The sequence below is a fragment of the Burkholderia sp. 9777_1386 genome, from assembly GCF_015712265.1.
GTDB classification, from domain to species: domain Bacteria; phylum Pseudomonadota; class Gammaproteobacteria; order Burkholderiales; family Burkholderiaceae; genus Burkholderia; species Burkholderia cenocepacia.
The window spans coordinates 61,611-87,465 of the sequence record NZ_JACCQB010000013.1; the positions used below are offsets into that span (position 1 = coordinate 61,611).

A 25,855-nucleotide genomic window follows, 5' to 3' on the forward strand; every position below is an offset into this window, starting at 1 on the left:
CGGCACGAACCCAGAAGAGAAGGACTGAAATCATGAGCACGACGCTCGAGCAATCCGCCTTTGCCCCGCCCACCGGCGCCGACAGCCGCATGGGCCACCTCGACTGGCTCGAAGCCGAGTCGATCCACATCCTGCGCGAACTGGTTGCCGAATGCAGCAAGCCGGCACTGCTGTTCTCGGGCGGCAAGGACTCGGTCGTCGTGCTGCACCTCGCGCTGAAGGCGTTCGGCCTCGGCGCGAACCGCAAGACGACGCTGCCGTTCCCGCTCGTGCACATCGACACGGGCCACAACTACGAGGAAGTGATCGACTTCCGCGACCGTCGTGCGCAAGAGCTCGGCGCCGAGCTGGTGGTCGGCCATGTCGAGGATTCGATCAAGCGCGGCACGGTCGTGCTGCGCCGCGAAACCGATTCGCGCAACGCCGCGCAGGCCGTCACGCTGCTGGAAACGATCGAGCAGCACGGTTACACGGCGCTGATCGGCGGCGCGCGCCGCGACGAAGAGAAGGCGCGCGCGAAGGAGCGCATCTTCTCGTTCCGTGACGAATTCGGCCAGTGGGACCCGAAGGCGCAGCGCCCGGAGCTGTGGAGCCTGTACAACGCCCGCCTGCACAAGGGCGAGCACCTGCGCGTGTTCCCGATCTCGAACTGGACCGAGCTCGACGTGTGGCAGTACATCGCGCGCGAAAACCTCGAATTGCCGTCGATCTACTACGCGCACCAGCGCGAGATCGTGCGCCGCAACGGGCTGCTCGTGCCGGTCACGCCGCTCACGCCGATGCGTGACGGCGAGACGAGCGAGCTGGCGCAGGTGCGCTTCCGCACGGTCGGCGACATCAGCTGCACGTGCCCGGTCGAGAGCGACGCGGACGACGTCGAGAAGATCATCGCCGAGACGGCGGTGACCGAGATCACCGAGCGCGGCGCGACCCGGATGGACGATCAGGCCTCCGAAGCCGCGATGGAACAGCGCAAGAAGCAAGGTTATTTCTGAAGCACACGAGGACATTCACATCATGAGCATCATCGAGAACACCGAAGACCTCGGCGTGTTGCGCTTCATCACCGCGGGCAGCGTCGACGACGGCAAGAGCACGCTGATCGGCCGCCTGCTGTACGACAGCAAGGCCGTGCTGTCCGACCAGCTGTCCGCGCTGTCGCGCGCGAAGAACAAGCGCACGGTCGGCGACGAACTGGACCTCGCGCTGCTGACGGACGGTCTGGAAGCCGAGCGCGAGCAGGGCATCACGATCGACGTCGCGTACCGCTACTTCGCGACCGCGAAGCGCAAGTTCATCATCGCCGACACGCCGGGCCACGAGCAGTACACGCGCAACATGGTGACGGGCGCGTCGACCGCGCACGCGGCGATCATCCTGGTCGACGCGACGCGCATCACGGTCGAGAACGGCGTCGTGCAACTCCTGCCGCAGACCAAGCGCCACAGCGCGATCGTCAAGCTGCTCGGGTTGCAGCACGTGATCGTCGCGATCAACAAGATGGACCTCGTCGACTACAGCGAGGCGCGCTTCAACGAGATCCGCGACGCGTACGTCGCGCTCGCGAAGCAGCTCGGCCTGACCGACGTGCGCTTCGTGCCGGTGTCGGCGCTCAAGGGCGACAACATCGTCGGCGCGAGCGAGCGCATGCCGTGGTACGCGGGCGAGCCGCTCCTCGACGTGCTCGAATCGCTGCCGGTCGAGACGCAGGCGCATGACGCGCTGCGCTTCCCGGTGCAGTGGGTCGCGCGCCAGGACGGCAGCTCGGCCGACGATTTCCGCGGCTACATGGGCCGGATCGAGTCGGGCGAAGTGAAGGTCGGCGACGAGATCGTCGTGCTGCCGTCGAACCGCACCGCGACGGTGGCCGAGATCGTCGCGCCGGTGCCGGGCGGCACCGCATCGGTCGCGCACGCGTTCGCGGGTCAGACCGTGACGATCCGTCTCGAACAGGACGTCGACGTGTCGCGCGGCGACATGCTCGTCACGACCGCCGAGCCGGTCGAGCCGGCCAAGAAGCTCGAGGCCGACCTGTGCTGGTTCGACGAGGCGCCGCTGTCGCCGCAGCGCAAGTACCTGCTGAAGCAGACCACCAGCACGGTGTTCGCGAAGATCGGCGCGGTCAAGCAGGTGCTCGACGTGCATACGCTGTCGCACGCGACCGACCGTCAGGAACTGAAGATGAACGACATCGGCCGCGTGGCGCTGACGCTGCAGAAGCCGATCGTCTGCGACACCTACGATGCGCATCCCGGTACGGGCGCGTTCGTGCTGATCGACGAGGCGACCCACCACACGGTCGCCGCGGGCATGATCCGCGCGTTCTCGGCGTAATCGTCAATCGGCGCGGCGGCGAACCGGCCGCCGCGGCAGGACTCTAACGAAGCGACAGACATGGGCAAGGTGTATCTGATCGGAGCAGGGCCGGGCGCCGCGGACCTCATCACGGTGCGCGGCATGCGGCTGCTCGAGCAGGCCGACGTCGTGCTGCACGACGCGCTCGTCGAGCCCGCGATGCTCGACTACGCGCCGAACGCGCGCAAGATCGCGGTCGGCAAGCGCTGCGGGCAGCGCTCGACCGCGCAGCATTTCATCAACAAGCAGATCGTCGACGCGGCGCGCGAGCACGCGTGCGTCGTGCGGCTGAAGGGTGGCGATCCGATGCTGTTCGGCCGCGCCGAAGAGGAAATGCGCGCGCTCGAGGCGGCCGGCATCGACTACGAGGTCGTGCCGGGCATCACCGCGGCGCTGGCCGGCGCGGCGACGCTCAAGCGTTCGCTCACGTTGCGCGGCGTGTCGCGCAGCGTCGCGTTCGCGACGCACAGCCGCGCGCCGGGCAGCGACGAGATCCGCGAAGCCGCGCGTGCCGATTCGATCGTCTACTACATGGGCCGCGACAGCGCGCCCGGCATCGCGCAGGAACTGATCGACGCCGGCCGTGCGCCCGCGACGCCGGTGGCGATCGTCGAGGCCTGCAGCACCGCGCGCGAACGCACGCTGACGCTCACGCTCGCGCAGATGGCGGCCGGCGACGCGCAGGCGTGGCTCGATCCGGCGGAACCGAGCCTGCTGATGATCGGCGATGCATTCGCCGAACGCGCACGGCTGGCGCAGGCGGGTGCTCCGGTGCGCAATGCCGCCTGAGCGCGGCTCGAACGCGGTCCGAAACGAAAAAAGCGCTGGCAACCGCCAGCGCTTTTTCTTTGGCTGCGCGGAAAGCGCGGCCTACGCGTCGCCGCCGAGTTGCCCGATGCAATAGCGCGCGACCGCGTCGAGCACGCCGTCGTCTTCGCCGACGGCCGTTGCGCAGCGGATCTCGACGCCCGGATGCGCGGCGCGGCATGCGTCGACGAGCTGCGGCAGGTCGCGGCGCACATGGCCGCCCTGGCCGAAGAATACGGGCACCACGGTGATGCGCGTGCAGCCGGCCGCGACTTGCGCGGCCACGGCGTCACCGAGCGACGGCGTCATCAGTTCGAGGAAGGCGAGCGACACCTGCGCGGCAGGGGAGCCGGCGCCGCGCAGCCGCGCGGCGAGCCGCTCGAACGGCTCGGCCCAGCGCGGGTCGCGGGCGCCGTGGCCGAACAGGACGATACCGTGCGAATGCATGTCGAAGCCTCCGTCGCGACGCGGCGCTCAGTGCCGGTCGACCCACTTGAGCGCGAACAGGCCTAGCGCGAGATAGATGAGGCCCGGCGTCGCCGCGGTGAGCGGCGCGGGCCACGTGTTCAGCGTGCCGATGTGCGAGAACAGCGTGTTGAGCAGCTGGAAGCTCATGCCGAGCATGATGCCGCCGAACACCTTCACGCCGACCACGCCGGCGCGCGTATGCAGGTACGCGAACGGCAGCGACAGCACGAGCATCACGAACACCGCGAACGGATACAGCAGCTTGCGCCACAGTGCGATGTCGTAGCGCTGCGTGTCCTGCTGGTTCTCGCGCAAGTGCTGGATGTAGCGGAACAGGTTGATGATCGACATGCGCTCCGGCGACACGAGCAGCACCGACAGGATCTGCGGCGTCAGGTCGGAGCGCAGCCGGTATTCGGGCAGCGACACCTGCTGCGACCGGTACACGGGGTTCAGCGCATCGGCCGGCTGGCCGCTGATCGGCTTGATCGGCGTCAGCTCCGTCTCGGTGACGCCCTTCAGCAGCCAGTGGCCGGGCGGCTCGTAGCGGCCCGTCTGCGCGATGCGCACGTTCCGCAGCTGGAATTTCGAGTCGAATTCGTAGATGCGCACGTTGCTGATCGTCGAGTCGGGCGACAGGCTGCCGACGTTGACGAAGCGCGTGACCTGCTCGCCGTTCTCGCGGGCCGCGAGCGTGTCCTTCACCCACACGCCCGACTGGAAGTTCGACGACACCGATGCGCCGAGCGCCTGCAGCCGCACGCGTTCGGACAACTGGTCGGCGTACGGGCCGACGAATTCGCCGATCAGGTAGGTGACGATCACGAGCGGCACGCCGATCTTCAGCAGCGAGCGCAGCGCCTGGTTGGTCGCGAGGCCCGACACGCGGAAGATCGTGAATTCCGAGTTCGCGGCCATCTGCGCGAACACGTAGATCGCGCTGATCAGCGCGGCGACCGGGATGATCTCGTAGAAGCGCGACGGCGTCTGCAGCGCGACGCGCAGCACCGCGTAGCCGAACTTGTAGTTGCCGTGCCCGACCGAGTTCAGCTCGCTGATCAGGTCGAAGAAGAAGAACAGACCCGAGAACGCGAACAGGATGAAGATGAACGTGATGTAGATCTGTCGCGCGAAGTACTTTTCATAGAGCCGCATCGATCATGCTCCCGAGCGGCCGAACAGCGCGCGTGTCAACAACGGACGATTGCGCACGCGCAACCAGAAAATGAACGCGACGATCGCCGCGACGATGACGTGCAGCCCGACGAGCCCGACGCCGAACGACATCTTGCCCTGCTCGATCTGCGCCTGCACGACGTTCAGCAGGTTCGAGTACGTGAGGTAGATCAGCACGGCCATCACGAGGTTGATCGTGCGGCTGCGGCGCGGGTTCTGGTACGAGAGCGGGATGCCGAGCACCATCAGGTTGATCGCGATCAGCGGCAGCCCCGCGCGCCACGCGAATTCCGCGAGGTTGTCGCGCGTCGGGTTGCGCAACAGGTCGGGCGTGGGCGTGCTGTTGGTGGTCTGCACGTTGGTGACGGGCTTGCTCGTGATCTTCACGCCGTAGCGCTCGAACTCCATGATCTTGAAGTTCGGCTGGCCGGGCGTGCCGTCGTAGCGGCGGCCGTCCTCGAGGACGACGAAGCGATCGCCGTCCTTCGAGGTTTCCGTATGGCCCGTCTGCGACACGACCACGTTGACCTTGCCGTTTTCCGTCGACGTGACGAACACGTTCTGGACCTTGCTCTGGTCCGGCGACATCTTCTCGATGAAGAACACGCGATGGTTCGCGGCCGATTCGCGGAACTGGCCCGGCGCGAGCAGCGAGATTTCGTCGCGCTGCTGGAAGCGCGCCTTGATCATCTTGCTCTGCTGGTTCGACCACGGCCAGCCGACGAACGCGAAGAAGGTGATCAGCAGGATGATCGGCGCGGCGAACACGCCGATCGGTTTGATGAGGCGCGTGAGGCTCACGCCGGACGCGAGCCACACCACCATTTCGGAGTCCCGGTACCACCGGGTCAGCACGAACAGGATCGACACGAACAGCGTGACGACGAGCATCACGGCGAGATAGCCGATCACGGTCAGGCCGATCAGCACGAGCACGTCCCGCGGATCGATTTCGCCGGACGCGGCGTAGCCGACGATGCGAATCATCATCGTCGTGAGCATGATCGTGAGCAGCACCATGAACACGGCGCCAGCCGTATACGCAAGCTCGCGCTGGAGGGAGCGTTCGAAGATCATTCTTGATGAGAAGAGGGCGGGAGGCTGCGCACGCGTGGTGGAGCGCTCGCGCCGCCACGGGAAAAATAGCGGATAATTGCGGCTTTCATCCTTAGCCCAGATTTTATCCGAGGACAAGCGCGATGGACTTTAGCATAAAAGGCTGTGATTGGAGCAAAGGCGAGGCCAAGGGGTTCCTGACCGGGAAGTCCGACTGCATCGTGCTCGGCATCTTCGAGGCGCAGACCCTGTCGGGCGCGGCGCTCGACATCGACACGGCCACCAAGGGACTGATCTCGCGCGTGGTGAAGGCCGGCGACATGGACGGCAAGCGCGGCAAGACGCTGTTCCTGCACGAAGTGTCGGGCATCGGCGCGTCGCGCGTGCTGCTGGTCGGGCTCGGCAAGCAGGATGCTTTCAATCAGAAAGCCTATAACGATGCGGTGACGGCCGCCTGGCGCGCGCTGCTGGCGACCAAGGTCGTCCAGGTCACGTTCTCGCTCGCGCAACTGCCGGTCGACGAGCGCAGCTCCGACTGGGGCGTGCGCGCCGCGATCCTCGCGCTGCGCAACGAGACCTACCGCTTCACGCAGATGAAGAGCAAGCCGGAACCGGCGTCGCACACGCTCAAGCGCGTCGTGTTCAGCGTCGACCCGGCGGACGAAAAGGCCGCGAAGGTCGCGGTCAAGCAGGCCGTCGCGCTTGCGAACGGGATGGATCTCACCCGCGACCTCGGCAACCTGCCGGGCAACGTCTGCACGCCGACCTATCTCGGCAACACCGCGAAGAAGATCGCGAAGGATTGGGGCCTGAAGGCCGAAGTCCTCGGGCTCAAGCAGATCCAGGCGCTGAAGATGGGGTCGTTCCTGTCGGTCGCGCGCGCGTCGGTCGAGCCGCCGCAGTTCATCGTGCTGCACTACCAGGGCGCCGCCGCGAAGGCCGCGCCGGTCGTGCTGGTCGGCAAGGGCATCACGTTCGATACGGGCGGCATCTCGCTGAAGCCGGGCGAGGGCATGGACGAGATGAAGTACGACATGTGCGGCGCGGGCTCGGTGCTCGGCACGATTCGCGCGGTCGCCGAGATGGGCCTGAAGATCAACGTCGTCGCGATCGTGCCGACCTGCGAGAACATGCCGGGCGGCAATGCGACGAAGCCGGGCGACATCGTCACCAGCATGAAGGGGCTGACGATCGAGGTGCTGAACACCGACGCCGAAGGCCGCCTGATCCTGTGCGACGCACTCACGTACGCCGAGCGTTTCAAGCCGGCCGCCGTGATCGACGTCGCGACGCTGACGGGCGCCTGCGTGATCGCGCTGGGCGGCCACAACAGCGGGCTGTTCTCGACGAACGACGCGCTCGCGGGCGAACTGCTCGACGCGTCGCGCGAGGCGAACGACCCGGCATGGCGCATGCCGCTCGACGACGAGTACCAGGATCAGCTGAAGTCGAATTTCGCGGATCTCGCGAACATCGGCGGGCGCCCGGCCGGCGCCGTGACGGCCGCGTGCTTCCTGTCGCGCTTCACCGAGAGCTACCCGTGGGCCCACCTCGACATCGCGGGCACCGCGTGGAAGGGCGGTGCCGCGAAGGGCGCGACGGGCCGTCCGGTGCCGTTGCTCGCGCAGTTCCTGATCGACCGCGCCGGCCAGTGATGGCGGGGCTGACGACGCTGCGGGTGCGCGGGCCATGACGCGGATCGATTTCCACTCGAACGTCGGCGATTCGCTCGCGTACGCGTGCCGGCTGCTGCGCAAGGCCTATCAGGCCGGGCAGCCGGTCGTCGTGCTCGCGGAGCCCGCGCGCCTGCGCGCGCTCGACGAGCGGCTCTGGACGTTCTCGCCGCTCGATTTCATCCCGCATTGCGGCGTCGACAGCGAGCATGCAGCCGGCACGCCGATCGTGCTGGCCGCCGATCTCGATCGCGCGCCGCATCATCACGTGCTGCTGAACCTCGGCGCGACCGTGCCCGCGCAGTTCGCCCGCTTCGAGCGCCTGCTCGAAGTGGTCGGCAACGCGCCGGACGAGCTGGCCGCGGGCCGCGCCCGCTACCGGTTCTACCGCGACCGCGGCTACGCGCTGAACAACTACAAGCAGGGCGGCTAGCCGCAACCGTCGACGGAGTGTTCCCGTGACAGAAGCCGATTCATCCTCGATCCCGACACTGACCGACGTGCTGGTGCCGGGCAAGCCGGCGTCGGCGCGTTCGTCCGCGTCCGCCGCCGCCGCGCCGCACGACCGCGCGGCGATTCCGGTGCTCACCGACGTGATCGCACCGGGCGCCGCCGCTGCCGCGCCGGCCGATTCCCGTCAAACCGAAGCCGACCCCGATTCCGTCGTGGTCGAACGCGTCCCGACGCCGCACGTGCCGGCCGTCGAGCTGCCGGGCGACGTGGCGACGCCGGCCGCGGCGGGGGAGACCGATGCGCCGGCCGAACCCGGCGCCGCGGAGCGCGTGGTCGCCGAAGAGGCCGGGGCGACGATGGCGCCGCTGCGCTCGTCGCTGGTCAATGACGACCTGCCGCAGCCCACGTTCGCCGCGATGGCGCACGAAGCGGCCGGGCACGCGCCCGATACGGCGATGCCGGAGGCGGTCCTGCCGAGCGCAGCGCCGCAGCCGGACGCGCAGGCCGCGGACGGGCTGACGCCGGAAGATGCACAGCACATCGCCGAACGGCTGCGCAATCGCCTGACGAATTATCTGACCGGGGCCGGGCGCGAGGCCATCGAAGCGCGTTGTCGCGATGCGCTGCACGAGCATTCGGCCTGGCTGGTCGGCCAGGTCACGCGCGAAGTCGCGCTCGCGCTGGAAACCGAGGTGATGGACTGGGTGCGCGATGCGGTCGATGAAGAGATCGCCCGTCGTCGCGCCGGTCATTCCGGCTGAACGGGCCATCGTTCGCGAACGGGGAGCAGGTGCGGTAAGCGCCTGTGAAGCCGCCGGGAAGGCGCTGGCCAGTCGTTACAGGGCTGCCTTCTTGCGGCGCCCTGCACACGACGGGGGGGCGCCGCGCCGCTATCCGGTTCAGCGTACCGACAGCACCCACTGCGCGAGCGTGTGCGCTTCGGTGCTCGTCAGTTGCGTATTGGCGGGCATCGGCACGCTGCCCCACACGCCGACGCTGCCTTTCACGATCGATTGCGCGAGGTAATCGACCGCATCGCCACGCGCCGCGTACTTGCCGGCGATGTCGCGAAACGCCGGGCCCATCAGCGGCTTGCCGATCGCATGGCAGGCCATGCAGTTCCTGCGCTGCGCCAGGGCGAGCCCGTCGGCCTGGTCGGCACGCGCCGCCGCCGCGCTGCCGGTCAGCAGCATCGCGAGCAGCACGCGCAATATCGTCTGTTTCATGCGGTTCTCCGCCGGCGGGGACGGCCGGCTTCATGGTCCGCGCATTATAGAAGCAAAGGGGAAGCAGGTTTTGCGCGTTCCCCAGGCGGCCCCCGTTTATCGGGGCCGCATGCGATGGTGTCCCTGCCTCAGCCCGTGACCGCCCCCTGGTTCGCCGGCCGCGCGAGCGCCGCGAATTTGGCGAGCACCCCGCGCGTATAGCGCGGCGCCGGTTGCCGCCACGCGGCGCGGCGGCGTGCGAGTTCCGGCTCGTCGACGTTCAGTTGCAGCAGCAGCCGGTGCGCGTCGATCGTGATCGAATCGCCTTCCTGCACCAGCGCGATCGTGCCGCCGACGAACGCCTCCGGCGCGACGTGGCCGACCACCATGCCCCAGGTGCCGCCCGAGAAGCGGCCGTCCGTGATGAAGCCGACCGATTCGCCGAGCCCCTTGCCGATGATCGCGGAAGTCGGCGCGAGCATTTCCGGCATGCCGGGGCCGCCCTGCGGGCCCAGGTAGCGCAGCACGAGGATGTCGCCCGCGCGGATCCGGTCGCCGAGGATCGCATCCATCGCGCTCTGCTCGTCGTCGAACACGCGCGCCGGGCCGGTGATCACCGGGTTCTTCAGGCCGGTGATTTTCGCGACCGCACCGTCTTCCGCGAGATTGCCCTTCAGGATCGCCAGGTGGCCTTCCTTGTACAGCGCGCGGTCGATCGGGAAGATCACGTGCTGATCCGCGCGCGGCACGCTCGGCACGTCCTTCAGCTCGTCGGCGATCGTGCGGCCGGTGATCGTCATGCAGTCGCCGTGCAGCAGCCCCGCATCGAGCAGGATCTTCAGCACCTGCGGAATCCCGCCGGCCCGGTGCAGGTCGGTCGCGACGTACTTTCCGGACGGCTTCAGGTCGCAGATCACCGGCACGCGCTTGCGGATGCGCTCGAAGTCGTCGATCGTCCAGTCGACCTCGGCCGCGTGCGCGATCGCGAGATAGTGCAGCACCGCGTTGGTCGAGCCGCCGGTGGCCATGATCAGCGACACCGCGTTCTCGATCGATTCCTTCGTGATGATGTCGCGCGGCTTCAGGTCGCGCTTCACCGCCTCGACCAGCACGCGCGCCGATTCGGCGGCCGAATCGACTTTCTCCTGGTCGGGGTTCGCCATCGTCGACGAATACAGCAGCGACATCCCGAGCGCCTCGAACGACGAGCTCATCGTGTTCGCGGTGTACATGCCGCCGCACGAACCCGACGTCGGGCACGCGTTCTTCTCGACGCCTTCGAAATCCTCCTGCGACATCCGGCCCGCGGTGAATTCGCCGACGGCCTCGAACGACGACACGATCGTCAGGTCGCGGCCTTTCCAGTTGCCCGGGCGGATCGTGCCGCCGTACACGTAGATGCCCGGCACGTTCAGGCGCGCGAGCGCGATCATGCCGCCCGGCATGTTCTTGTCGCAGCCGCCGACCACCACCACGCCGTCCATCCACTGGCCCTGCACGCAGGTCTCGATGCAGTCGGCGATCACTTCGCGCGACACGAGCGAATACTTCATCCCTTCGGTGCCCATCGACATGCCGTCCGAAATCGTCGGCGTGCCGAAGATCTGCGGATTCGCGCCGGCCGCCTTCACGGCATCCACGGCCGCGTCCGACAGGCGCTGCAGGCCGGAATTGCACGGCGTGATCGTCGAGTGGCCGTTCGCGATGCCGACCATCGGTTTGTCGAAATCGTCCTTCTGGTAGCCGAGGGCGTAATACATCGAGCGGTTCGGCGAACGGGCCACGCCTTGCGTGATGTGCTTCGAGCGGCGGTTGTACGACATGGGGGACTCCATCGTTGTATGGGCGTCACCCTGAAGGGCGCGCCGGTTCGGATCGAACAAGCATGGAGTTTCCCGATTGGGATGTCCAATATATTATTTGTCGCCTATTAAGTCGTTTTTCGAATGAGTCGAACATGGCCGATCCGATCCCCGACCTGCGCCAGTGGCGCTATTTCGCGACCGTCGCCGACGAGCGCCACTTCGGTCGCGCGGCCGAGCGCCTGTCGATGACGCAGCCGCCGCTGTCGCAGGCGATCCGCGCGCTCGAGGACGCGTTGGGCGTCGCGCTGTTCGTGCGCACCAAGCGCTCGGTGGCGCTGACGGCGGTCGGCGCGGCGTTGTTGCCGGACGTGCACCGGCTGCTGGCGTCGGCCGATGCACTGCCGCCGCTCGCGCGACGGCTCGCACGCGGGGAGGCCGGCTCGCTGTCGCTCGCATTCGTGTCGACCGCCGATTACGGGCTGTTGCCGTCTTTGCTGCGTGCGTTCGGCGCGCGCTACCCGCAGGTGCGGTTGCAGCTCGCCGAAGCGACGAGCGACGTGCAGATCGACGAACTCGTCGCCGGGCGCATCGACGCCGGGCTCGTCATTCCGCCCGTGCCGCCGCGTCACGCGGCCGGGCTGTCGTACCTGCCGGTCGTGCGCGAGCCGCTGGTGGTCGCGATGCCGGCCGGGGCGTCCGATGCGCCCGAGGACGCGCCCGTGCAGCTTGCCGATGTCGCCGCGTTGCCGCTCGTGATCTTTCCGCGCCGTTTGGCGCCCGGCTTTTATGACATCATTACGGGCTGCTACGGCGCGGCGGGGGCAACCCCGCGCATCGGCCAGGAGGCGATCCAGATGCAGACGATCGTCAGCCTCGTGTCGGCCGGCATGGGCGTCGCACTGGTGCCGCAATCGCTGCGTAACCTGCGGCGCACCGGCGTGGTCTACCGGCCGCTCGCCGGCTCTGCGCCGGTCGTCGAGACGGGGCTCGTGTGGCGCACCGGCGACGTGAGCCCCGTGCTCGCCGGTTTCATCGACGTCGTGCGCGCACAAGGTCTTGCCGCGTGACGTGAACGATGGCGCGCGGGCGCCGTCCAACGCGCGGTGCTGCGCGTGCGACGGCCGTACCGTATTCGAAAACTTCTTCGCTAACCCATGATCATTCACCCGAATTTCGACCCCGTTGCGATCCATCTCGGGCCGCTGGCCGTGCGCTGGTACGGCCTCATGTATCTCGTCGGCTTCATCGCGGCGATCGTCGTCGGCCGGATCCGCCTGAAGCTGCCGTACGTCGCGGCGCAGGGCTGGACCGCGAAGGACATCGACGACATGATGTTCTACGGCGTGCTGGGCACCGTGCTCGGCGGCCGGCTCGGCTACGTGCTGTTCTACAAGGCCGATTTCTACTTCTCGCACCCGCTCGACGTGTTCAAGGTGTGGGAAGGCGGCATGTCGTTTCACGGCGGCTTCCTCGGCGTGACGCTCGCGATGATGCTGTTCGCGTGGCAGCGCAAGCGGCACTGGCTGCAGGTCACCGATTTCGTCGCGCCGATGGTGCCGACCGGGCTCGCGGCGGGGCGGCTCGGCAACTTCATCAACGGCGAACTGTGGGGCCGCGTGACCGATCCGACGGCGCCGTGGGCGATGCTGTTCCCGGGCGCGATGCGCGACGATGCGGCATGGCTGCCGAAGCACCCGGCACTCGTCGAGAAGTGGCATCTCGCCGACGTGTTCATGCAATACCAGATGCTGCCGCGCCATCCTTCGCAGCTCTATGAAATCGCGCTCGAAGGTATCGCACTGTTCTTCGTGCTGTTCCTGTTCGCGCGCAAGCCGCGGCCGACGGGCGCGATATCGGCACTGTTCCTGATCGGTTATGGCCTCGCGCGCTTCACGGTCGAGTTCGCGCGCGAACCCGACGACTTCCTCGGTCTGCTGGCGCTCGGCCTGTCGATGGGGCAGTGGCTGTCGCTGCCGATGATCGTCGCGGGGATCGCGATGATGGTCTGGGCGTATCGCCGCCGCGCGGCGAACGCGAATGCGGCTGCATGAAGTGATTACGTGACGCGGTATCGATGCACGCGTGATCGGCGCGTGCATCGGCTGCGCGGATGTACATGAAAAACGCCGGCCCTCGGGCCGGCGTTTTCGTTTCCGACAACTGCGCGACGCGCGTTACTTCATCTGCACGGAGCCGTTGACGGTGACCGACACGGTGGCCTTGCCGCCTTCGACCGCGATCGGCGCGCTCATCTTCGCGCTGTCCATCGGCGCCGCGGCCATCGCCATCATGCGCGTGTACGGCTGCACGTTGCGGCCGCTGCCGACGTTCACGTCGCGGATCGTGTAGCTGCTGTAGCCGAATGCCTTCGCGGCTTCGTCCGCGCGGGCGCGGAACGACTTGATCGCTTCCGTCGTGAGCTTCTGCTCGGCCGCGCGCTGTGCTTCCGGCGACAACGAGAACTCGACGTTCGCGACCTGCATCAGGTTCGACAACTGGCCTGCCAGCTTCGACGCCGCGGCGAAATCGCGCGATTCGAGCGCGACCTCGGTGCGGCCGCGCCATGCGGAGATCTTGCCGTCGCGATCGGTGCTCGGATACACGGAGAACGCACCCGTATGCGCGGTGACGCCCGACACGCCCTTCGCCTGCGACAGCGCCGCGTCCGCGCGCTGGTTCAGCTGCGCGGTGAGGCTGCCCGGATCCTTGGCCTGCTGCTCGTAGAACAGCGTGATGTGAATGATGTCCTGCGGCACGTCGGCACTGGCCTGCGACGAAAGCGACAGCACGCCCGCCGGCTCCGGAAAGTGCGGGTTCGCCGTCTGGGCGTGCGCGGCGGGCGACGCGAGCGTCAGCGCGACGGGAACGGCGGCGGCAAGGGCGAGCGACAGCGCGAGTGCGGATTTCTTGGTCATTGTTGGACTCCTTGTGCGAGGGCGCACACGCGGATCACGCGTGCACGACGCGGGCGTACCGCGCGACGAAAAAAACGACAGCCGGCCCGATCGGCCGACAGCGGTTGCTTAGGCCGTGCGAACCGGCCGCGAGTTCCGTCGCGGCAGCGTGTACTGACCAGATTTGACCTTTGGCGCGCGGCCTACTTCATCAACTTTTCGGTGATGAAGCGCCATTCCGCCCGCGTGACCGGCGTGATCGACAGCCGGTTGCCGCGGGCGAGCACGCGCATGTCGGCCAGCTCGTCGTGCTCGCGCAGCGCGGCGAGCGGCACGAGCGGCGACTTCTTCACGAAGCGCACGTCGACGAGCAGCCAGCGTGGCGCTTCCTGCGTCGATTTCGGATCGTAATAGGGGCTTTTCGGATCGAACTGCGTGGGATCGGGGTAGGGCGTCGACGATACTTCGGCGAGGCCCGCGATGCCCGGCTCGGGGCAGCTCGAGTGATAGAACAGCACGCCGTCGCCGATCTTCATCGTGTCGCGCATGAAATTGCGCGCCTGATAGTTGCGCACGCCGGTCCACGGCAGCGAGCGCTGCGGTGCGTTGGCGAGATCGTCGATGCTTGCTTCGTCCGGTTCGGACTTCATCAGCCAGTATTGCATGGATCGTAATCGACGCAGAATGGGCATGAGGGTCTGTTTGCATGCGGAACGCGCATGCGTTGCCACGAGGACGGCCGTTCTCGTGGCAACCCAAACTAAAAATTCAATCCACGGGAATGCCCGAAATCGCCCGTATGGCGGCGTCGCTCGTCACTTGTTTGGCTCGGCCAAACGGCGCTCCTCGCTTCTTGCCTGCGCCCCGCAAGGACGTCCCCTCGGGGGACGAGCGATTTCGGGCATTCGCATGCGCGTTCCGCATGCAAACAGACCCTCAAAAGGAAACGGCATCGGAAGTTCCCGATGCCGTTGGATAGGCCCCCGCCTTGGCCGCTAGGCCGGCATCCTGAACCTGAGGTTCAGAATTGGTCGCAGTTAGCAGCACTTCGGGTACATCAGACAGAGTGACGCGCGCGCCCGTGCTACAAATTTCCGCAACCGTGCACATGGCATTGGTTCAAGGAATATATGACCTTGGCGAACCAGGCAGGGAAGCTGACTGAACTGTGATTCGATGCGCCAATTTGACCACCGTTGACCGTCGAGATCAAGGGGAATCGACGCATCGTTTGAAACGTTACTGCGTCTCGTGCTGTGCGAGCACCGCACCGAGTTGTTCGTTCATCTGGTGCATTGTACGACGGATTTCCTCCGCCGGAAATGCTTCACCATGCCGCACGCTCGTTTGCAGCCGCAGCAATTCCGATGCGAGCGACAGCGCCGCCATCACCGCGATGCGATCGGTGCCGCGTACCGAGCTGTTCGAGCGGATTTTCGACATTTCGGCGTCGACGCGCGCGACCGCTTCGAGCAGCGCCGCTTCGGTCTCGGCCGAACAGGCGAGCCGATAGGGCTGACCGAGAATCGAGACTTCGATCTGCTTGGTGCTCATGCATGTTCTCCGTGGCTGGCCGCGTCATCGCCATCCGTGCGCGCCTGCGCATCCAGCAGGTCGAGCTGGTTGTCGGCTTGCTCCGCGCTCTTCGAGCGCGGCAGCTTTTCGAGAATCGCGTTCAGTTTCACCTGGGCGTCGTCGATCTTCGCCGACAGCGTGTCGCGCTCGGCCGCGAGCGCATTGCGTTCGTCGCGCAGCTGCGCGAGTTCCGCGCGGACCGTGTCCGCTTCCGCGCGCAATTGCGCGACCTGCTCCTCGAGCGCGAGCCGTTCCGAGTGATAGCGCTTGTTCAGCGAAATCAGACGGCCAATATTTTGAGATAGGGTTTCGAGTTCGTTGAGCATTTGCTGCGTCCTCTAAAGACCCAGCATTTTAGCGCGGAATAACGCGCAATCCGACATCTGTAACGTTTCCAGTCGTAACACCCCTGCTTCTTGCCGCGAATAGGCGCGTCCCGCGTGTCTCCGGACGCTTCCTTGACGCTCGCGCGACCGGCTCCTAAACTGGCGCCGCCTCGGTGCTCGCGCGCAGGACGCGCGGTTAAACGGGAAGCAGGGTGCGGGCTCCGCGAGCGCGTCAACCTGCGCTGCCCCCGCAACGGTAAGCGGCCGCGTCGCATGACGCAGGCCGGCTCGGGCGCGTTTCGCGTGCAGGTCGCACGCGGGCGCGGGCCACTGCGCGTCATCGCGCGGGAAGGCGAGCCGGACCGCCGCCAGCCCGGATACCGGCCGAGACGGGGAGCCCGCACGGGCTCCATGACGCGCGGCCTGCGGGGAAGCGGGGCGCGCAATGCTTCACGGAACGTTCTTCGATGCCGACCCCAATCGTCCGCCACGCGCCCCCGTCGCGCCCGGCCGGCCCCTGCAAGCGGATGCGCCGTGCGTCGGGCGCGCGGCCGTGCGCCGCATGAGCGCCGCACGCGCCACTGTCATCTGGGCCGCGCTGGCCGCCGTGGTCGCATTGCTGTTCGTCGCGTCGCTGTCGATCGGCAGCGTGCCGATGTCGCCGTGGCAGGCACTCGCGTCGCTCGTGCCGCACGGCGGCGATACCCTGTTTGCCGATATCGTCCGCACGCTGCGCCTGCCGCGCGCGCTCGCGGGTTTCGCGTGCGGCGCGCTGCTCGCGCTGGCCGGCGCGTTGTTGCAAGTGCTGCTGCGCAATCCGCTCGCGGAGCCGTACGTGCTGGGCGTGTCCGGCGGCGCGGCCGGCTTCGCGCTCGTCGCGATGATCGCGGGCGGCGCGTGGTGGCTCGTCGACGCATCCGCGTTCGCCGGTTCGCTCGTCTCGGTCGCGCTCGTGCTCGGTCTCGCCAGACGCGAGCTGTGGCGCGGCGAATCGCGCGACGCATCGCCGCGGCTGCTGCTCACCGGCGTCGTGATCGCGGCGGGATGGGGCGCGCTCGTCACGCTGTTGCTGTCGCTCGCGCCCGATGCGCGGCTGCGCGGCATCATCTTCTGGCTGACGGGCGACCTGAACGGCGCGACGGCGCCGTGGTTCGCGTGGGGCGCGCTGTTGCTGAGCGCGTGCGTCGCGCTGCCGGCCGCGTCGCAACTGAACGTGCTGCTGCGCGGCGACGCGACCGCGCAGGCGCTCGGCGTGCCGGTCGCGCGGCTGCGCGTGCGGATCTATCTCGTCGCGTCGCTGGCCGCCGCCGCTGCCGTGACGACGGCCGGCACGATCGGCTTCGTCGGGCTCGTCGTGCCGCATGCGCTGCGGCTCGCGTTCGGCAACGACCAGCGGATGCTGCTGCCGGCCGCGATGCTCGCGGGCGGTGGCGGCGTGATGGCGGCCGACCTGCTCGCGCGCACCGCGATCGCGCCCGCGCAACTGCCGGTCGGCGTGATGACCGCGTTGATCGGCGTGCCGGTGTTCCTGTGGATGTTGCTGAGGAGGCCGATGCGATGACGGGCGCCACATCGTACGCCGCCGCCGGCGACATGCACTACAGGGCCGTCGACCTGACATTGAAGGCCGGCGCGCGCACGCTGCTCGATCGCTTCACGCACGCGTTCCGCCCCGGCGAGATCTGGTGCGTCGCCGGCCCGAACGGCGCGGGCAAGACGACGCTGCTCGCCACGCTCGCGGGATTGCAGCCGCCCGCTGGCGGACACGTCGAGATCGACGGCCGGCCGCTTGCCGCGTGGCGTCCCGAGCACCTCGCGCAGCGCCGCGCGCTGATGCCGCAGCAATTGCACGATGCGTTCAGCGCGACGGTGTTCGACACGGTGCTGCTCAACCGCTTTCCGTATCTCGGCAGCTGGGGCTGGGAGCGCGACGACGACCGCGCGGCCGCGCGCGATGCGCTGGCGACGTTCGACCTGAGCCCGCTCGCGGCGCGCGACGTGATGTCGCTGTCGGGCGGCGAGCGGCAGCGGGTCGCGCTGGCCGCGACGCTGTGCCAGGATGCGCCGCTGATGCTGCTCGACGAACCGCTCGCGCATCTCGACCTGCATCACCAGATCGACTGCCTGACCGCGCTCGCCGCGTGGCTCGCGGCAGGCCCGCGCACGGTGGTGTTTTCGTGTCACGACCTGAATCTCGCGCGGCGTTTCGCGACGCATGCGCTGCTGCTCGACGGCCGCGGCCAAGCGTGGGCCGGCCGCGTGCACGACGTGCTGACGCCCGAGCGCGCGAGCGACGCGTTCGGCTATCCGCTCGTGCTGATCCGCGAGAACGGCCGCGATGCGCTGCTGCCCGCATGGCCTGCGCGACAATGACGTTTCCCGTTCCGATTTTTCCGATGCGCGGCGCATGCCGCGCGCACGACACGGCTCCTCGATGACGACTCCGACCCAATTCCCGCCCGCGATCGCGCCGCTCGACGACGCACTGCGCAAGCGTCTCCAACATGTGATCGACCACAAGACCAAGCCACCCGGCAGCCTCGGTCAGCTCGAGGCGGTCGCGCTGCAGATCGGCCTGATCCAGCACACCGAGCGGCCGGTCGTGCAGCGGCCCGCGACGATCGTGTTCGCGGGCGACCACGGGATCGCGGCCGAGGGCGTCAGTCCTTATCCGCAGGCGGTGACCGCGCAGATGGTCGCGAACTTCCTGGCCGGCGGTGCGGCGATCAACGCGTTTTCGGGTGTCGCGCAGAGCACGCTCGAGATCGTCGATGCGGGCGTCGCGTCGCCGCTGCCGCTGTCGGACCGGCTGGTGTCGCTGCCGGTCGCGCGCGGCACGCGCAACTTCGCGGCGCAGCCGGCGATGACGCGCGACGAGGCGATGGCCGCGCTGGCCGCCGGCGCGGCGCGCGTTCGCCTGCACGCGTCGCTCGGCACGAACGTGATCGGCTTCGGCGAGATGGGGATCGCGAACACGTCGTCGGCCGCGTGCCTGATGAGCCGTCTGCTCGACGTGCCGATCGACGCATGCGTCGGCCGCGGCACGGGGCTCGACGATCAGGGCCTCGCGCACAAGCGCGCGGTGCTCGGCCGCGCGCTCGTCAAGCATTCGCATGCGATCGCGCCGCTCGACGTGCTCGCGACGTTCGGCGGCTTCGAGATCGCGATGATGACGGGCGCGTACCTCGCGGCCGCGAGCGAGCGGATGACGATCCTCGTCGACGGCTTCATCGCGACCGCCGCGCTGCTCGTCGCCGAGCGCATCGCGCCCGGCGTGCGCGACTACTGCGTGTTCTCGCATACGTCGCACGAGGCCGGCCATCGGCGCATGCTCGAGCATTTCGGCGCGAAGCCGCTGCTCGCGCTCGACCTGCGGCTCGGCGAAGGCACGGGCGCCGCGCTCGCGCTGCCGCTGGTGCGCGCGGCGGCCGCGTTCCTGAGCGAGATGGCGAGTTTCGAATCCGCCGGTGTCGACAATCGTGACGCCTGAGCGCGCGCGCGGCATGCGGGCCGAACTGCGCTACTTCTTCGTCGCGCTCGGCTATTTCACGCGCGTGCCCGTGCCGCGCTCGATCGGCTATGCGGCCGGCGATCTCGACCAGGCCGCGCGCTATTTCCCGCTCGTCGGCGCTTGCGTCGGCGCATGGGGCGCGCTGGTCTATCTCGTCGCGCTGCGCGCGCTGCCACCGTCGATCGCGGTCGGGCTGTCGATGGCCGCGACGCTGCTCGCGACCGGCGCCTTCCACGAAGACGGCCTCGCCGACAGTTGCGACGCGTTCGGCGGCGGCTACACGCGCGACGACGTGCTGCGCATCATGCACGATTCGCGGATCGGCACGTTCGGTGCGGTCGCGCTCGTGATCGCGCTCGGGCTGAAATGGCAGGCGCTGACGTCGATGCTGCCGCTGCGCGCCGCATGGACGATGATCGCCGCGCATGCGGCGAGCCGCGCGATGGCCGTGAGCCTGCTGATGACGCTCGACTACGTGCGGCCCGAAGGCAAGGCGAAGCCGGTCGCGCAACGGATGGGCGCACGCGCGGCGTGCGTCGCGGCGGTGTTCGGACTGCCGTGGCTGTTCTGGCCGGACTGGCGCATGGGCGCTGCCGCATGCGTGGCGCTCGTCGTGGTGCGCGCGTGGCTGGCCCGCTACTTCTTGAAGCGGATCGGCGGTTATACGGGCGACTGTCTCGGTTTCGCGCAGCAATTGGGCGAATTGGCGATCTATCTCGTGGTGCTCGGATGGACATCGTCCTGATCCGCCATCCGGCCGTCGGCATCGAGCCGGGCATCTGCTACGGGCGCAGCGACGTGCCGCTCGCCGAATCGGCCGATGGCGGCGCGCAGGCCGTGCGTACGCATCTGTCGACACTCGGCGCGCCGTTGCCCGAACAGGTCTGGACGAGCCCGCTGACGCGTTGCGCGTCGATTGCCGAACGGCTCGCGCGGGCACTCGACGTGCCGCTGCGGCGCGATGCCGACTGGCAGGAAATGGATTTCGGCGCGTGGGAAATGCAGCGCTGGGACGATATCGACCGTGCGGCGCTCGATGCATGGGCGGCCGACCTGATGCATGCGTGCGCGCACGGCGGCGAAAGCGTGGCGCGATTCGCCGCGCGGATTGCGCGGCAGGCCGATGCGATGGCGAAGCTCGACGGCCCGCAATGGGTCGTCACGCATGCGGGCGTGATCCGCGCATTCGCGTCGCATCTATTGCGTGTGCCGCTCGATACGCTGCTGTCGCGGCCGGTGCCGACGGGCGGGGCCGTCTGGCTGCGCGCGGACGACGACGCACATGCAGCGGAAGTCGTGCACTGGGACGCGTAGGCACGGTTGCGTCTGCAGATGACCGACGCCGCGCAGGACCGATCCGTCGCGCTCGCCCGGCGCATCCGATATCGACGCGCGATGCACCCGCCCGCCGCCGGACATCAGCGCGCCGGCCGCCGCGCACGCGCGGCATCCAGGTCCTCGCACAGCGCGGCCGCGCCCTGCGCGATGCGCGGCGACGGCCGCGTCAGCAGATCGCCGTCGATCGCGAACAGGTTGTTGCGCGCCACGGCCGTCAGCGCGGGCCACGCACGCCAGCGCGCGAGGCTCGGCAGCGGTTCGTTCGAACGGGTCGCCCCGGCGCTCGTTATCACGATCGCTTCCGGATTCGCCGCGAGCACGGCTTCGTCGGTCACGGTCGGCGCGAGCGGCTTGAGCGACGCAAATACGTTGCGGCCGCCGCAGAGTTCGAACACTTCGTTGATCAGGTGCGTGCCGTTGAGCGTCGTCAGCGGGCGGTCCCACACCTGGAAGAACATCGAGACGGGCGGGCGTGCCGCGTAGCGTGCGCGTAGTGCCGCGATGTCGCGCATGAAGGCGGCCGCGGCGGCATCGGCGGTCGGTTGGGTGCCGAGCAGCGTGCCGAGCCGGCGCAGCGACGACGACACGTCGTCGAGATGCTTCGGTTCACTGAAGAACAGCGGAATGTGCAGCGCGCGCAGCGCGTCGGTCTGCCGCTCGGCGTTGCCGTGCCGCCAGACGACGATCAGGTCGGGCTTCAGCGCGGCGATGCGTTCGAGGTCGAGCGCCTTGTTGTCGCCGACGCGCGGCACCGCTTGCGCGGCGGGCGGATAGTCGCTGTACGTGACGGTGCCGACGAGCTTCGCACCGCCGCCGGCCGCGTAGACGAGTTCGGTCGCGTGCGGGGCGAGACTGATCACGCGTTGGGCAGGCGCGGGTAACGTGACCGTATTGCCGGCGTCGTCGCGCGTCGTGACGTCGGCGTGGACGAGCGGTGCGTGAGCGAGCGCGGCCAGCAGCGCGGCCGGCACGAGCCGGCTGAACACGCGCGGACTCATGCCGAGGCCCGCTGCAGCAGCGGCACGCAATGCGCGAGCGCGTCGCCGAGGCGCTGCCATTCGGCTTCGCTCGCCGGCAGGCCGATGCGTACGCTCGACGGCGCCGGGAAGTGCCGCGTCCAGATTCCGTGTGCCGCAAGCGCGGCATGCAGCGCGGAGGCGCGCGGGTCGTCGCTCCAGCTGAAGAGCGGCGTCGCGCGAACCGCGAAGCCGTGCGCGCGCAGCAGTGCGGCCAAACGTTCGCCGTTGGCCGCGAGCCGCTCGCGGGCGGCAGCTTGCCATGCGCGATCGGCGAACGCCGCGGCGACCGCGTGGCGCGCGGGGCCGCCGACCGTCCACGCGCCTAGCGTGTCGCGCAACGCGACGATCTGAGTCGGGCACGCGAGCACGAAGCCCGCGCGAATCCCGGCGAGCCCGAAGAACTTGCCGACCGAGCGCAGCACGACGAGCCCCGGACGATCGGCGTGCGGCGCGAGCGATGGGGCGGCGCCCGTGTCGGCGAACGCTTCGTCGACGATCAGCGTACCGCCGCGTGCCGCCAGTTGCGCATGCCAGCCGAGCAGGCGCGCGGTCGGCACGAATTCGGCGGTCGGATTGTTCGGATTCCCGACAATGACGTGACGCAGCGTCGCGGGCAGCGTATCCGCGTGGATGTCGAGCGCGACGACGCGATGGCCGTGGCGCGCGAACGCGGGTGCGTATTCGCCGTACGCGAGCGCCGCGACGCCGGCGTCGCCGGCCGGCAGCAACGCCGGCAACGCGCGGATCGCGGCCTGGCTGCCGGCGACCGGCAGCACGTGCGCGGGATCGGGCGCGTGGTAGTACTGCGCGGCGCAGGCCGCGAGGCCGTCGCCGTCGTCGGGCAGCCGGCGCCAGGCGTTGGCCGGCACGGGGGGCACCGGGTAGCCGACCGGATTGATGCCGGTCGACAGATCGAGCCACGCGTCGTACGGAATGCCGTGGCGGCGGGCGGCTTCATGCAGGTTGCCGCCGTGCGCGATGGATGAATCAGACATGATGGGTGGCCATGACGAGTGCGCCGCTCGCGACCAGCAGCGCGAGCCACAGCGCGAGCGTGCGCGTGACGAGCGACAGCGCGGCGACGATGTGAAGGGCGGTGGCCGTGGCCCCGGTGCCGAGCACCGGGCGATCCTCGATTTCGCCGTGATAGACGGCCGGGCCGCCGAGCTGCACGTTCAAGCTGCCGGCGCCCGCGGCCATCACGGGGCCCGCGTTCGGGCTGTCCCAGTGGCGCGCCTGCGTGCGCCAGCAGCGCCATGCGGCGGCCGTGTCGCCGAGCAGCGCGTAGCTCGCGGCGGTGAGCCGCGCGGGCATCCAGTTCAGCGCGTCGTCGAGGCGCGCGGCGGCCCAGCCGAAGGTCAGGAAGCGCGGCGTGCGGTAGCCCCACATTGCGTCGAGCGTGTTCGCGAGCCGGAACAGCAATGCGCCGGGGCCGCCCGCGACGACGAACCAGAAGAGCGCGCCGAAGATCGCGTCGTTGCCGTTTTCGAGCGCCGATTCGACGGCCGCGCGCGACAGCGCACCTTCGTCCGCGTTGCTGGTGTCGCGCGACACGATGCGCGCGGTCAGCGCACGTGCCGCGTCGAGGTCGCGCCGCAGCAGCGCGGCAGCGATCGGCGCGACGTGTTCGGCGAGGCTCTTCGCGCCGAGCGCGAACCACAGCAGCGCGACGTGCAGCGCAGCGGCGAACGGCCAGGGCAGCACGGCGACGAGCCATGCCGCGACGGCCACCGGCGGCACGACCGCCGCGAGCCACGCGGCGACGCCGATCACACGGCCGCGCCGGCCCGTGTTCAACGCGGCTTCGATGCGCGCGGCGAGGCGGCCGAACGCGACGAGCGGATGCCAGCCGGCCGGCTCGCCGATGGCGCGGTCGACGATCGCGGCCGCGACCGCGAGCATCGCGACGACCGGCAGCGACAGCATCAGCATGACCGGGCTCCCGCCTTGAGGTCGAGCGGCAGCCCGGCAACCAGCAGCGTGACGCGCGTCGCGAGCGCGGCGACGCGCTGGTTCAGGCGCCCGAGCTCGTCGACGTAGCGGCGCGTGACCGACCCGAGCGGCACGACGCCGAGCCCGATCTCGTTGCTGACGACGATCACCTTCGCGCGTGCGCCGCGCAACGCGTGCTCGAGCCGCTCGACCTGCGCCGCGTAGTGCGCATCGTCGAGCGGTTCGCCGTCGGCGGGGCACAGCAGGTTCGTGAGCCACAGCGTCAGGCAGTCGACGAGCAGGCACGCGTGCGGATCGTCGAGCCGCGCGAGCGTGCCCGCGAGATCGATGGGCGCGTCGGCGAACCCCCATTCGGCCGGCCGGCGCGCGCGGTGATGCGCGATGCGCTGCGCGAATTCGGCATCGGCATCGGCGGCGGTGGCGGTCGCGATGTAGGTAACGGGGCGGCCGCTGTCGGCGGCGAGCCGCTCGGCATGCGCGCTCTTGCCCGAGCGCGCGCCGCCGAGGACGAAGGTGAGGTCGTGCGGAATCATCGCGTGATTGTAACGGCGCGCACGACCCGGCGCGGGCGATAATGCCGCCTTTGCTTCGCGACGACCTTTGACACGATGAATGCACCCGAGCCGCGGCCGCGCGGCACGCTGATGATCCAGGGCACGACGTCCGACGCGGGCAAGAGCACGCTCGTCGCGGGCCTGTGCCGCCTCGCGCGCCGCGGCGGCGCGCGCGTGGCCCCGTTCAAGCCGCAGAACATGGCGCTCAACAGCGCGGTGACGGCCGATGGCGGCGAGATCGGCCGTGCGCAGGCGCTGCAGGCGCTGGCCGCCGGCGTTGCGCCGCATACGGATTTCAATCCGGTGCTGCTGAAACCGACGAGCGACCGCGGCGCGCAGGTGATCATTCACGGCAAGGCGCGCATGAACCTCGACGCGCGGGCGTATCACGACTACAAGCCGGTCGCGTTCGATGCGGTGCTCGAATCGTACGCGCGCCTGCGCGCCGGTTACGACACGGTGATCGTCGAAGGCGCCGGCAGTCCGGCCGAGATCAACCTGCGCGATGGCGACATCGCGAACATGGGGTTTGCCGAGCGGGTCGACTGCCCGGTCGTGCTCGTCGCCGACATCGATCGCGGCGGCGTGTTCGCGCATCTGGTCGGCACGCTCGCATGTCTGTCGGACAGCGAGCGCGCACGTGTGCGCGGCTTCGTGATCAACCGCTTCCGCGGCGACCTCAAGCTGCTCGAACCAGGGCTCGACTGGCTGCGCGCGCGGATGGGCAAGCCGGTGTTCGGCGTGCTGCCGTATCTGCACGGGCTGCTGCTCGACGCGGAGGACATGCTGCCCGCGCAGGCGCGCAGCGCCGCCGCACGGGGCGATGCCGGCGTGCTGCGCGTGGTGGTGCCCGCGCTGCCGCGCATCAGCAACCACACCGATTTCGATCCGCTACGCGCGCATCCGCAGGTCGAATTCACGTACTGGAAGAGCGGCCCCGTGCCCGACGCCGACCTGCTGATCCTGCCCGGTTCGAAGAGCGTGCAGCGCGACCTCGCGTGGCTGCGCGACGCGGGCTGGGACGCGCTGATCCGGCGCCATCTGCGCTACGGCGGCAAGGTGATCGGCATCTGCGGCGGCATGCAGATGCTCGGCCGCACGCTCGACGATCCGCTCGGCCTCGAAGGCGCACCCGGCAGCGTGCCGGGGCTCGGGCTGCTCGATTTCGACACGACGCTGCAACCCGACAAGACGCTGAAGAACGTGACCGGGCAACTCGCGCTGCCGGGCGCGGCCGCCGTGCGCGGCTACGAGATTCACATGGGCGACACGCGCGGGCCGGCGCTCGAGACGCCCGCGCTGATGCTGGCCGCCGATGCCGCGCGGGACGGCGTGCGGGAGGGCGTGCGTCCCGACGGCGCGCTGTCGGCCGACGGCCAGATTCTCGCGACCTACGTGCACGGGCTGTTCGACGCGCCCGACGCCTGCGCGGCGCTGCTCGCGTGGGCGGGGCTCGACGGCGCGGCCCGCATCGACTACCCGGCGCTGCGCGAGGCTTCGCTGGAACGGCTGGCCGACACGTTCGCCGCGCACCTCGACCTCGACGCGCTGTACGCCGAGTTTCGTTGAGGCCGGCCCTCGCTTTTTCCGCTCGATCGCGTACAACAGAGGAGGGCGGAGGTCCGCCCGAAGGAGGGCGACGAGAGGGCTCGACGGTGGTGGGGCGTCCTGCTCGCGGTGCTGCTGG

General features: G+C 69.0%; 27 protein-coding genes, 1 other RNA gene and 1 riboswitch. Of the genes, 14 read left to right on the top strand and 14 right to left on the bottom strand.

Annotated elements, in window-relative coordinates:
* Nucleotides 1–32: 32 nt before the first annotated feature.
* From cysD to cobA, 3 genes are read left to right on the top strand one after another with little or no spacing between them, the layout of a single operon-like run.
* Nucleotides 33–995, top strand: a complete 963-nt coding sequence (gene cysD / locus H0X91_RS12995) for a sulfate adenylyltransferase subunit CysD (protein WP_006478076.1) — start codon at nucleotides 33–35, stop codon at nucleotides 993–995.
* A gap of 22 nt (nucleotides 996–1,017) precedes the next feature.
* Nucleotides 1,018–2,334, top strand: coding sequence for a sulfate adenylyltransferase subunit 1 (locus H0X91_RS13000; RefSeq protein WP_034201452.1), 1,317 nt, complete (start codon nucleotides 1,018–1,020; stop codon nucleotides 2,332–2,334).
* A 60-nt stretch (nucleotides 2,335–2,394) separates the two neighbouring features.
* On the top strand, nucleotides 2,395–3,144 hold the full coding sequence (gene cobA / locus H0X91_RS13005; RefSeq protein ID WP_006484807.1) for a uroporphyrinogen-III C-methyltransferase: 750 nt from the start codon (nucleotides 2,395–2,397) through the stop codon (nucleotides 3,142–3,144).
* 81 nt (nucleotides 3,145–3,225) lie between these two features.
* Here the strand turns inward: cobA and H0X91_RS13010 are convergent, their stop codons facing one another.
* From H0X91_RS13010 to lptF, 3 genes are read right to left on the bottom strand one after another with little or no spacing between them, the layout of a single operon-like run.
* A complete protein-coding gene (locus H0X91_RS13010) occupies nucleotides 3,226–3,609 on the bottom strand; it encodes a sirohydrochlorin chelatase (protein WP_058901720.1) in 384 nt (127 codons plus the stop codon).
* A gap of 27 nt (nucleotides 3,610–3,636) precedes the next feature.
* On the bottom strand, nucleotides 3,637–4,785 hold the full coding sequence (gene lptG, locus H0X91_RS13015; protein WP_006496121.1) for an LPS export ABC transporter permease LptG: 1,149 nt from the start codon (nucleotides 4,783–4,785) through the stop codon (nucleotides 3,637–3,639).
* A gap of 3 nt (nucleotides 4,786–4,788) precedes the next feature.
* Nucleotides 4,789–5,883 carry an LPS export ABC transporter permease LptF gene (gene lptF / locus H0X91_RS13020; RefSeq protein WP_006484800.1) on the bottom strand — a complete coding sequence of 365 codons (1,095 nt, stop codon included), beginning with the start codon at nucleotides 5,881–5,883 and terminating at the stop codon, nucleotides 4,789–4,791.
* 122 nt (nucleotides 5,884–6,005) lie between these two features.
* Here lptF and H0X91_RS13025 point away from each other — a divergent pair, with 122 nt between their 5' ends.
* Genes H0X91_RS13025 through H0X91_RS13035 form a run of 3 tightly spaced genes read left to right on the top strand, consistent with a single transcriptional unit; the run spans nucleotide 6,006 to nucleotide 8,749 of the window.
* Complete coding sequence (locus tag H0X91_RS13025; protein WP_006484797.1) at nucleotides 6,006–7,517, top strand: leucyl aminopeptidase; 1,512 nt, start codon at nucleotides 6,006–6,008, stop codon at nucleotides 7,515–7,517.
* Between the two features lie 34 nt (nucleotides 7,518–7,551).
* On the top strand, nucleotides 7,552–7,968 hold the full coding sequence (locus H0X91_RS13030; protein WP_006496120.1) for a DNA polymerase III subunit chi: 417 nt from the start codon (nucleotides 7,552–7,554) through the stop codon (nucleotides 7,966–7,968).
* A gap of 25 nt (nucleotides 7,969–7,993) precedes the next feature.
* The gene (locus H0X91_RS13035) at nucleotides 7,994–8,749 is read left to right on the top strand and encodes a DUF2486 family protein (RefSeq protein ID WP_006496119.1); all 756 of its coding nucleotides are present in this window, start codon (nucleotides 7,994–7,996) and stop codon (nucleotides 8,747–8,749) included.
* Nucleotides 8,750–8,887: 138 nt separating this feature from the next.
* On the opposite strand, the gene H0X91_RS13040 is transcribed toward H0X91_RS13035, so the two are convergent.
* Complete coding sequence (locus H0X91_RS13040; RefSeq protein ID WP_006484446.1) at nucleotides 8,888–9,214, bottom strand: c-type cytochrome; 327 nt, start codon at nucleotides 9,212–9,214, stop codon at nucleotides 8,888–8,890.
* A 128-nt stretch (nucleotides 9,215–9,342) separates the two neighbouring features.
* A complete protein-coding gene (ilvD, locus tag H0X91_RS13045) occupies nucleotides 9,343–11,016 on the bottom strand; it encodes a dihydroxy-acid dehydratase (RefSeq protein ID WP_058901718.1) in 1,674 nt (557 codons plus the stop codon).
* 134 nt (nucleotides 11,017–11,150) lie between these two features.
* On the opposite strand from ilvD, the gene H0X91_RS13050 reads away from it, so the two are divergent.
* Together H0X91_RS13050 and lgt are read left to right on the top strand one after the other, a co-directional pair.
* On the top strand, nucleotides 11,151–12,065 hold the full coding sequence (locus H0X91_RS13050) for a LysR substrate-binding domain-containing protein (RefSeq protein ID WP_006484440.1): 915 nt from the start codon (nucleotides 11,151–11,153) through the stop codon (nucleotides 12,063–12,065).
* Between the two features lie 87 nt (nucleotides 12,066–12,152).
* Nucleotides 12,153–13,049 carry a prolipoprotein diacylglyceryl transferase gene (gene lgt, locus H0X91_RS13055; protein ID WP_077055734.1) on the top strand — a complete coding sequence of 299 codons (897 nt, stop codon included), beginning with the start codon at nucleotides 12,153–12,155 and terminating at the stop codon, nucleotides 13,047–13,049.
* A gap of 123 nt (nucleotides 13,050–13,172) precedes the next feature.
* Here the strand turns inward: lgt and H0X91_RS13060 are convergent, their stop codons facing one another.
* From H0X91_RS13060 to H0X91_RS13080, 5 genes are all read right to left on the bottom strand, one after another.
* Nucleotides 13,173–13,913 (bottom strand): SIMPL domain-containing protein, encoded by a 741-nt coding sequence (locus H0X91_RS13060; protein WP_006484449.1) that lies wholly within the window; start codon nucleotides 13,911–13,913, stop codon nucleotides 13,173–13,175.
* Nucleotides 13,914–14,095: 182 nt separating this feature from the next.
* Complete coding sequence (locus H0X91_RS13065; RefSeq protein ID WP_006478090.1) at nucleotides 14,096–14,557, bottom strand: EVE domain-containing protein; 462 nt, start codon at nucleotides 14,555–14,557, stop codon at nucleotides 14,096–14,098.
* A 311-nt stretch (nucleotides 14,558–14,868) separates the two neighbouring features.
* Nucleotides 14,869–15,050: non-coding RNA, 6S RNA (ssrS, locus tag H0X91_RS13070), on the bottom strand.
* An 81-nt stretch (nucleotides 15,051–15,131) separates the two neighbouring features.
* On the bottom strand, nucleotides 15,132–15,446 hold the full coding sequence (locus H0X91_RS13075; RefSeq protein ID WP_006478091.1) for a cell division protein ZapA: 315 nt from the start codon (nucleotides 15,444–15,446) through the stop codon (nucleotides 15,132–15,134).
* Nucleotides 15,443–15,793, bottom strand: coding sequence for an ATPase (locus H0X91_RS13080; protein ID WP_006478092.1), 351 nt, complete (start codon nucleotides 15,791–15,793; stop codon nucleotides 15,443–15,445). Before H0X91_RS13080 ends, H0X91_RS13075 begins: the two co-directional genes overlap by 4 nt.
* Before the next feature lie 154 nt (nucleotides 15,794–15,947).
* A riboswitch (cobalamin riboswitch) is annotated at nucleotides 15,948–16,196 on the top strand.
* Between the two features lie 42 nt (nucleotides 16,197–16,238).
* On the opposite strand from H0X91_RS13080, the gene H0X91_RS13085 reads away from it, so the two are divergent.
* The 5 genes from H0X91_RS13085 (at nucleotide 16,239) to cobC (ending at nucleotide 20,618) form a co-directional block, all read left to right on the top strand.
* Complete coding sequence (locus tag H0X91_RS13085; protein ID WP_048989041.1) at nucleotides 16,239–17,354, top strand: FecCD family ABC transporter permease; 1,116 nt, start codon at nucleotides 16,239–16,241, stop codon at nucleotides 17,352–17,354.
* Nucleotides 17,351–18,166 carry an ABC transporter ATP-binding protein gene (locus H0X91_RS13090; RefSeq protein ID WP_196433080.1) on the top strand — a complete coding sequence of 272 codons (816 nt, stop codon included), beginning with the start codon at nucleotides 17,351–17,353 and terminating at the stop codon, nucleotides 18,164–18,166. Before H0X91_RS13085 ends, H0X91_RS13090 begins: the two co-directional genes overlap by 4 nt.
* 61 nt (nucleotides 18,167–18,227) lie before the next feature.
* Nucleotides 18,228–19,283: a nicotinate-nucleotide--dimethylbenzimidazole phosphoribosyltransferase gene (gene cobT, locus H0X91_RS13095; protein WP_006496112.1), complete on the top strand. Its 1,056-nt coding sequence runs from the start codon at nucleotides 18,228–18,230 to the stop codon at nucleotides 19,281–19,283.
* A gap of 13 nt (nucleotides 19,284–19,296) precedes the next feature.
* Nucleotides 19,297–20,049: an adenosylcobinamide-GDP ribazoletransferase gene (locus H0X91_RS13100; protein WP_058901715.1), complete on the top strand. Its 753-nt coding sequence runs from the start codon at nucleotides 19,297–19,299 to the stop codon at nucleotides 20,047–20,049.
* Nucleotides 20,034–20,618, top strand: a complete 585-nt coding sequence (gene cobC / locus H0X91_RS13105; RefSeq protein ID WP_058901714.1) for an alpha-ribazole phosphatase — start codon at nucleotides 20,034–20,036, stop codon at nucleotides 20,616–20,618. Before H0X91_RS13100 ends, cobC begins: the two co-directional genes overlap by 16 nt.
* Nucleotides 20,619–20,722: 104 nt before the next feature.
* Here the strand turns inward: cobC and H0X91_RS13110 are convergent, their stop codons facing one another.
* Genes H0X91_RS13110 through cobU form a run of 4 tightly spaced genes read right to left on the bottom strand, consistent with a single transcriptional unit; the run spans nucleotide 20,723 to nucleotide 24,147 of the window.
* Nucleotides 20,723–21,640, bottom strand: coding sequence for a cobalamin-binding protein (locus H0X91_RS13110; protein ID WP_196433081.1), 918 nt, complete (start codon nucleotides 21,638–21,640; stop codon nucleotides 20,723–20,725).
* The gene (gene cobD / locus H0X91_RS13115) at nucleotides 21,637–22,656 is read right to left on the bottom strand and encodes a threonine-phosphate decarboxylase CobD (RefSeq protein ID WP_196433082.1); all 1,020 of its coding nucleotides are present in this window, start codon (nucleotides 22,654–22,656) and stop codon (nucleotides 21,637–21,639) included. Before cobD ends, H0X91_RS13110 begins: the two co-directional genes overlap by 4 nt.
* Nucleotides 22,649–23,593: an adenosylcobinamide-phosphate synthase CbiB gene (gene cbiB / locus H0X91_RS13120; RefSeq protein WP_006496108.1), complete on the bottom strand. Its 945-nt coding sequence runs from the start codon at nucleotides 23,591–23,593 to the stop codon at nucleotides 22,649–22,651. Before cbiB ends, cobD begins: the two co-directional genes overlap by 8 nt.
* On the bottom strand, nucleotides 23,587–24,147 hold the full coding sequence (gene cobU, locus H0X91_RS13125; protein WP_006496107.1) for a bifunctional adenosylcobinamide kinase/adenosylcobinamide-phosphate guanylyltransferase: 561 nt from the start codon (nucleotides 24,145–24,147) through the stop codon (nucleotides 23,587–23,589). The genes cbiB and cobU overlap by 7 nt, the downstream gene beginning before the upstream one ends.
* Nucleotides 24,148–24,222: 75 nt before the next feature.
* On the opposite strand from cobU, the gene H0X91_RS13130 reads away from it, so the two are divergent.
* Complete coding sequence (locus H0X91_RS13130) at nucleotides 24,223–25,737, top strand: cobyric acid synthase (RefSeq protein ID WP_196433083.1); 1,515 nt, start codon at nucleotides 24,223–24,225, stop codon at nucleotides 25,735–25,737.
* Nucleotides 25,738–25,855 lie beyond the last annotated feature (118 nt).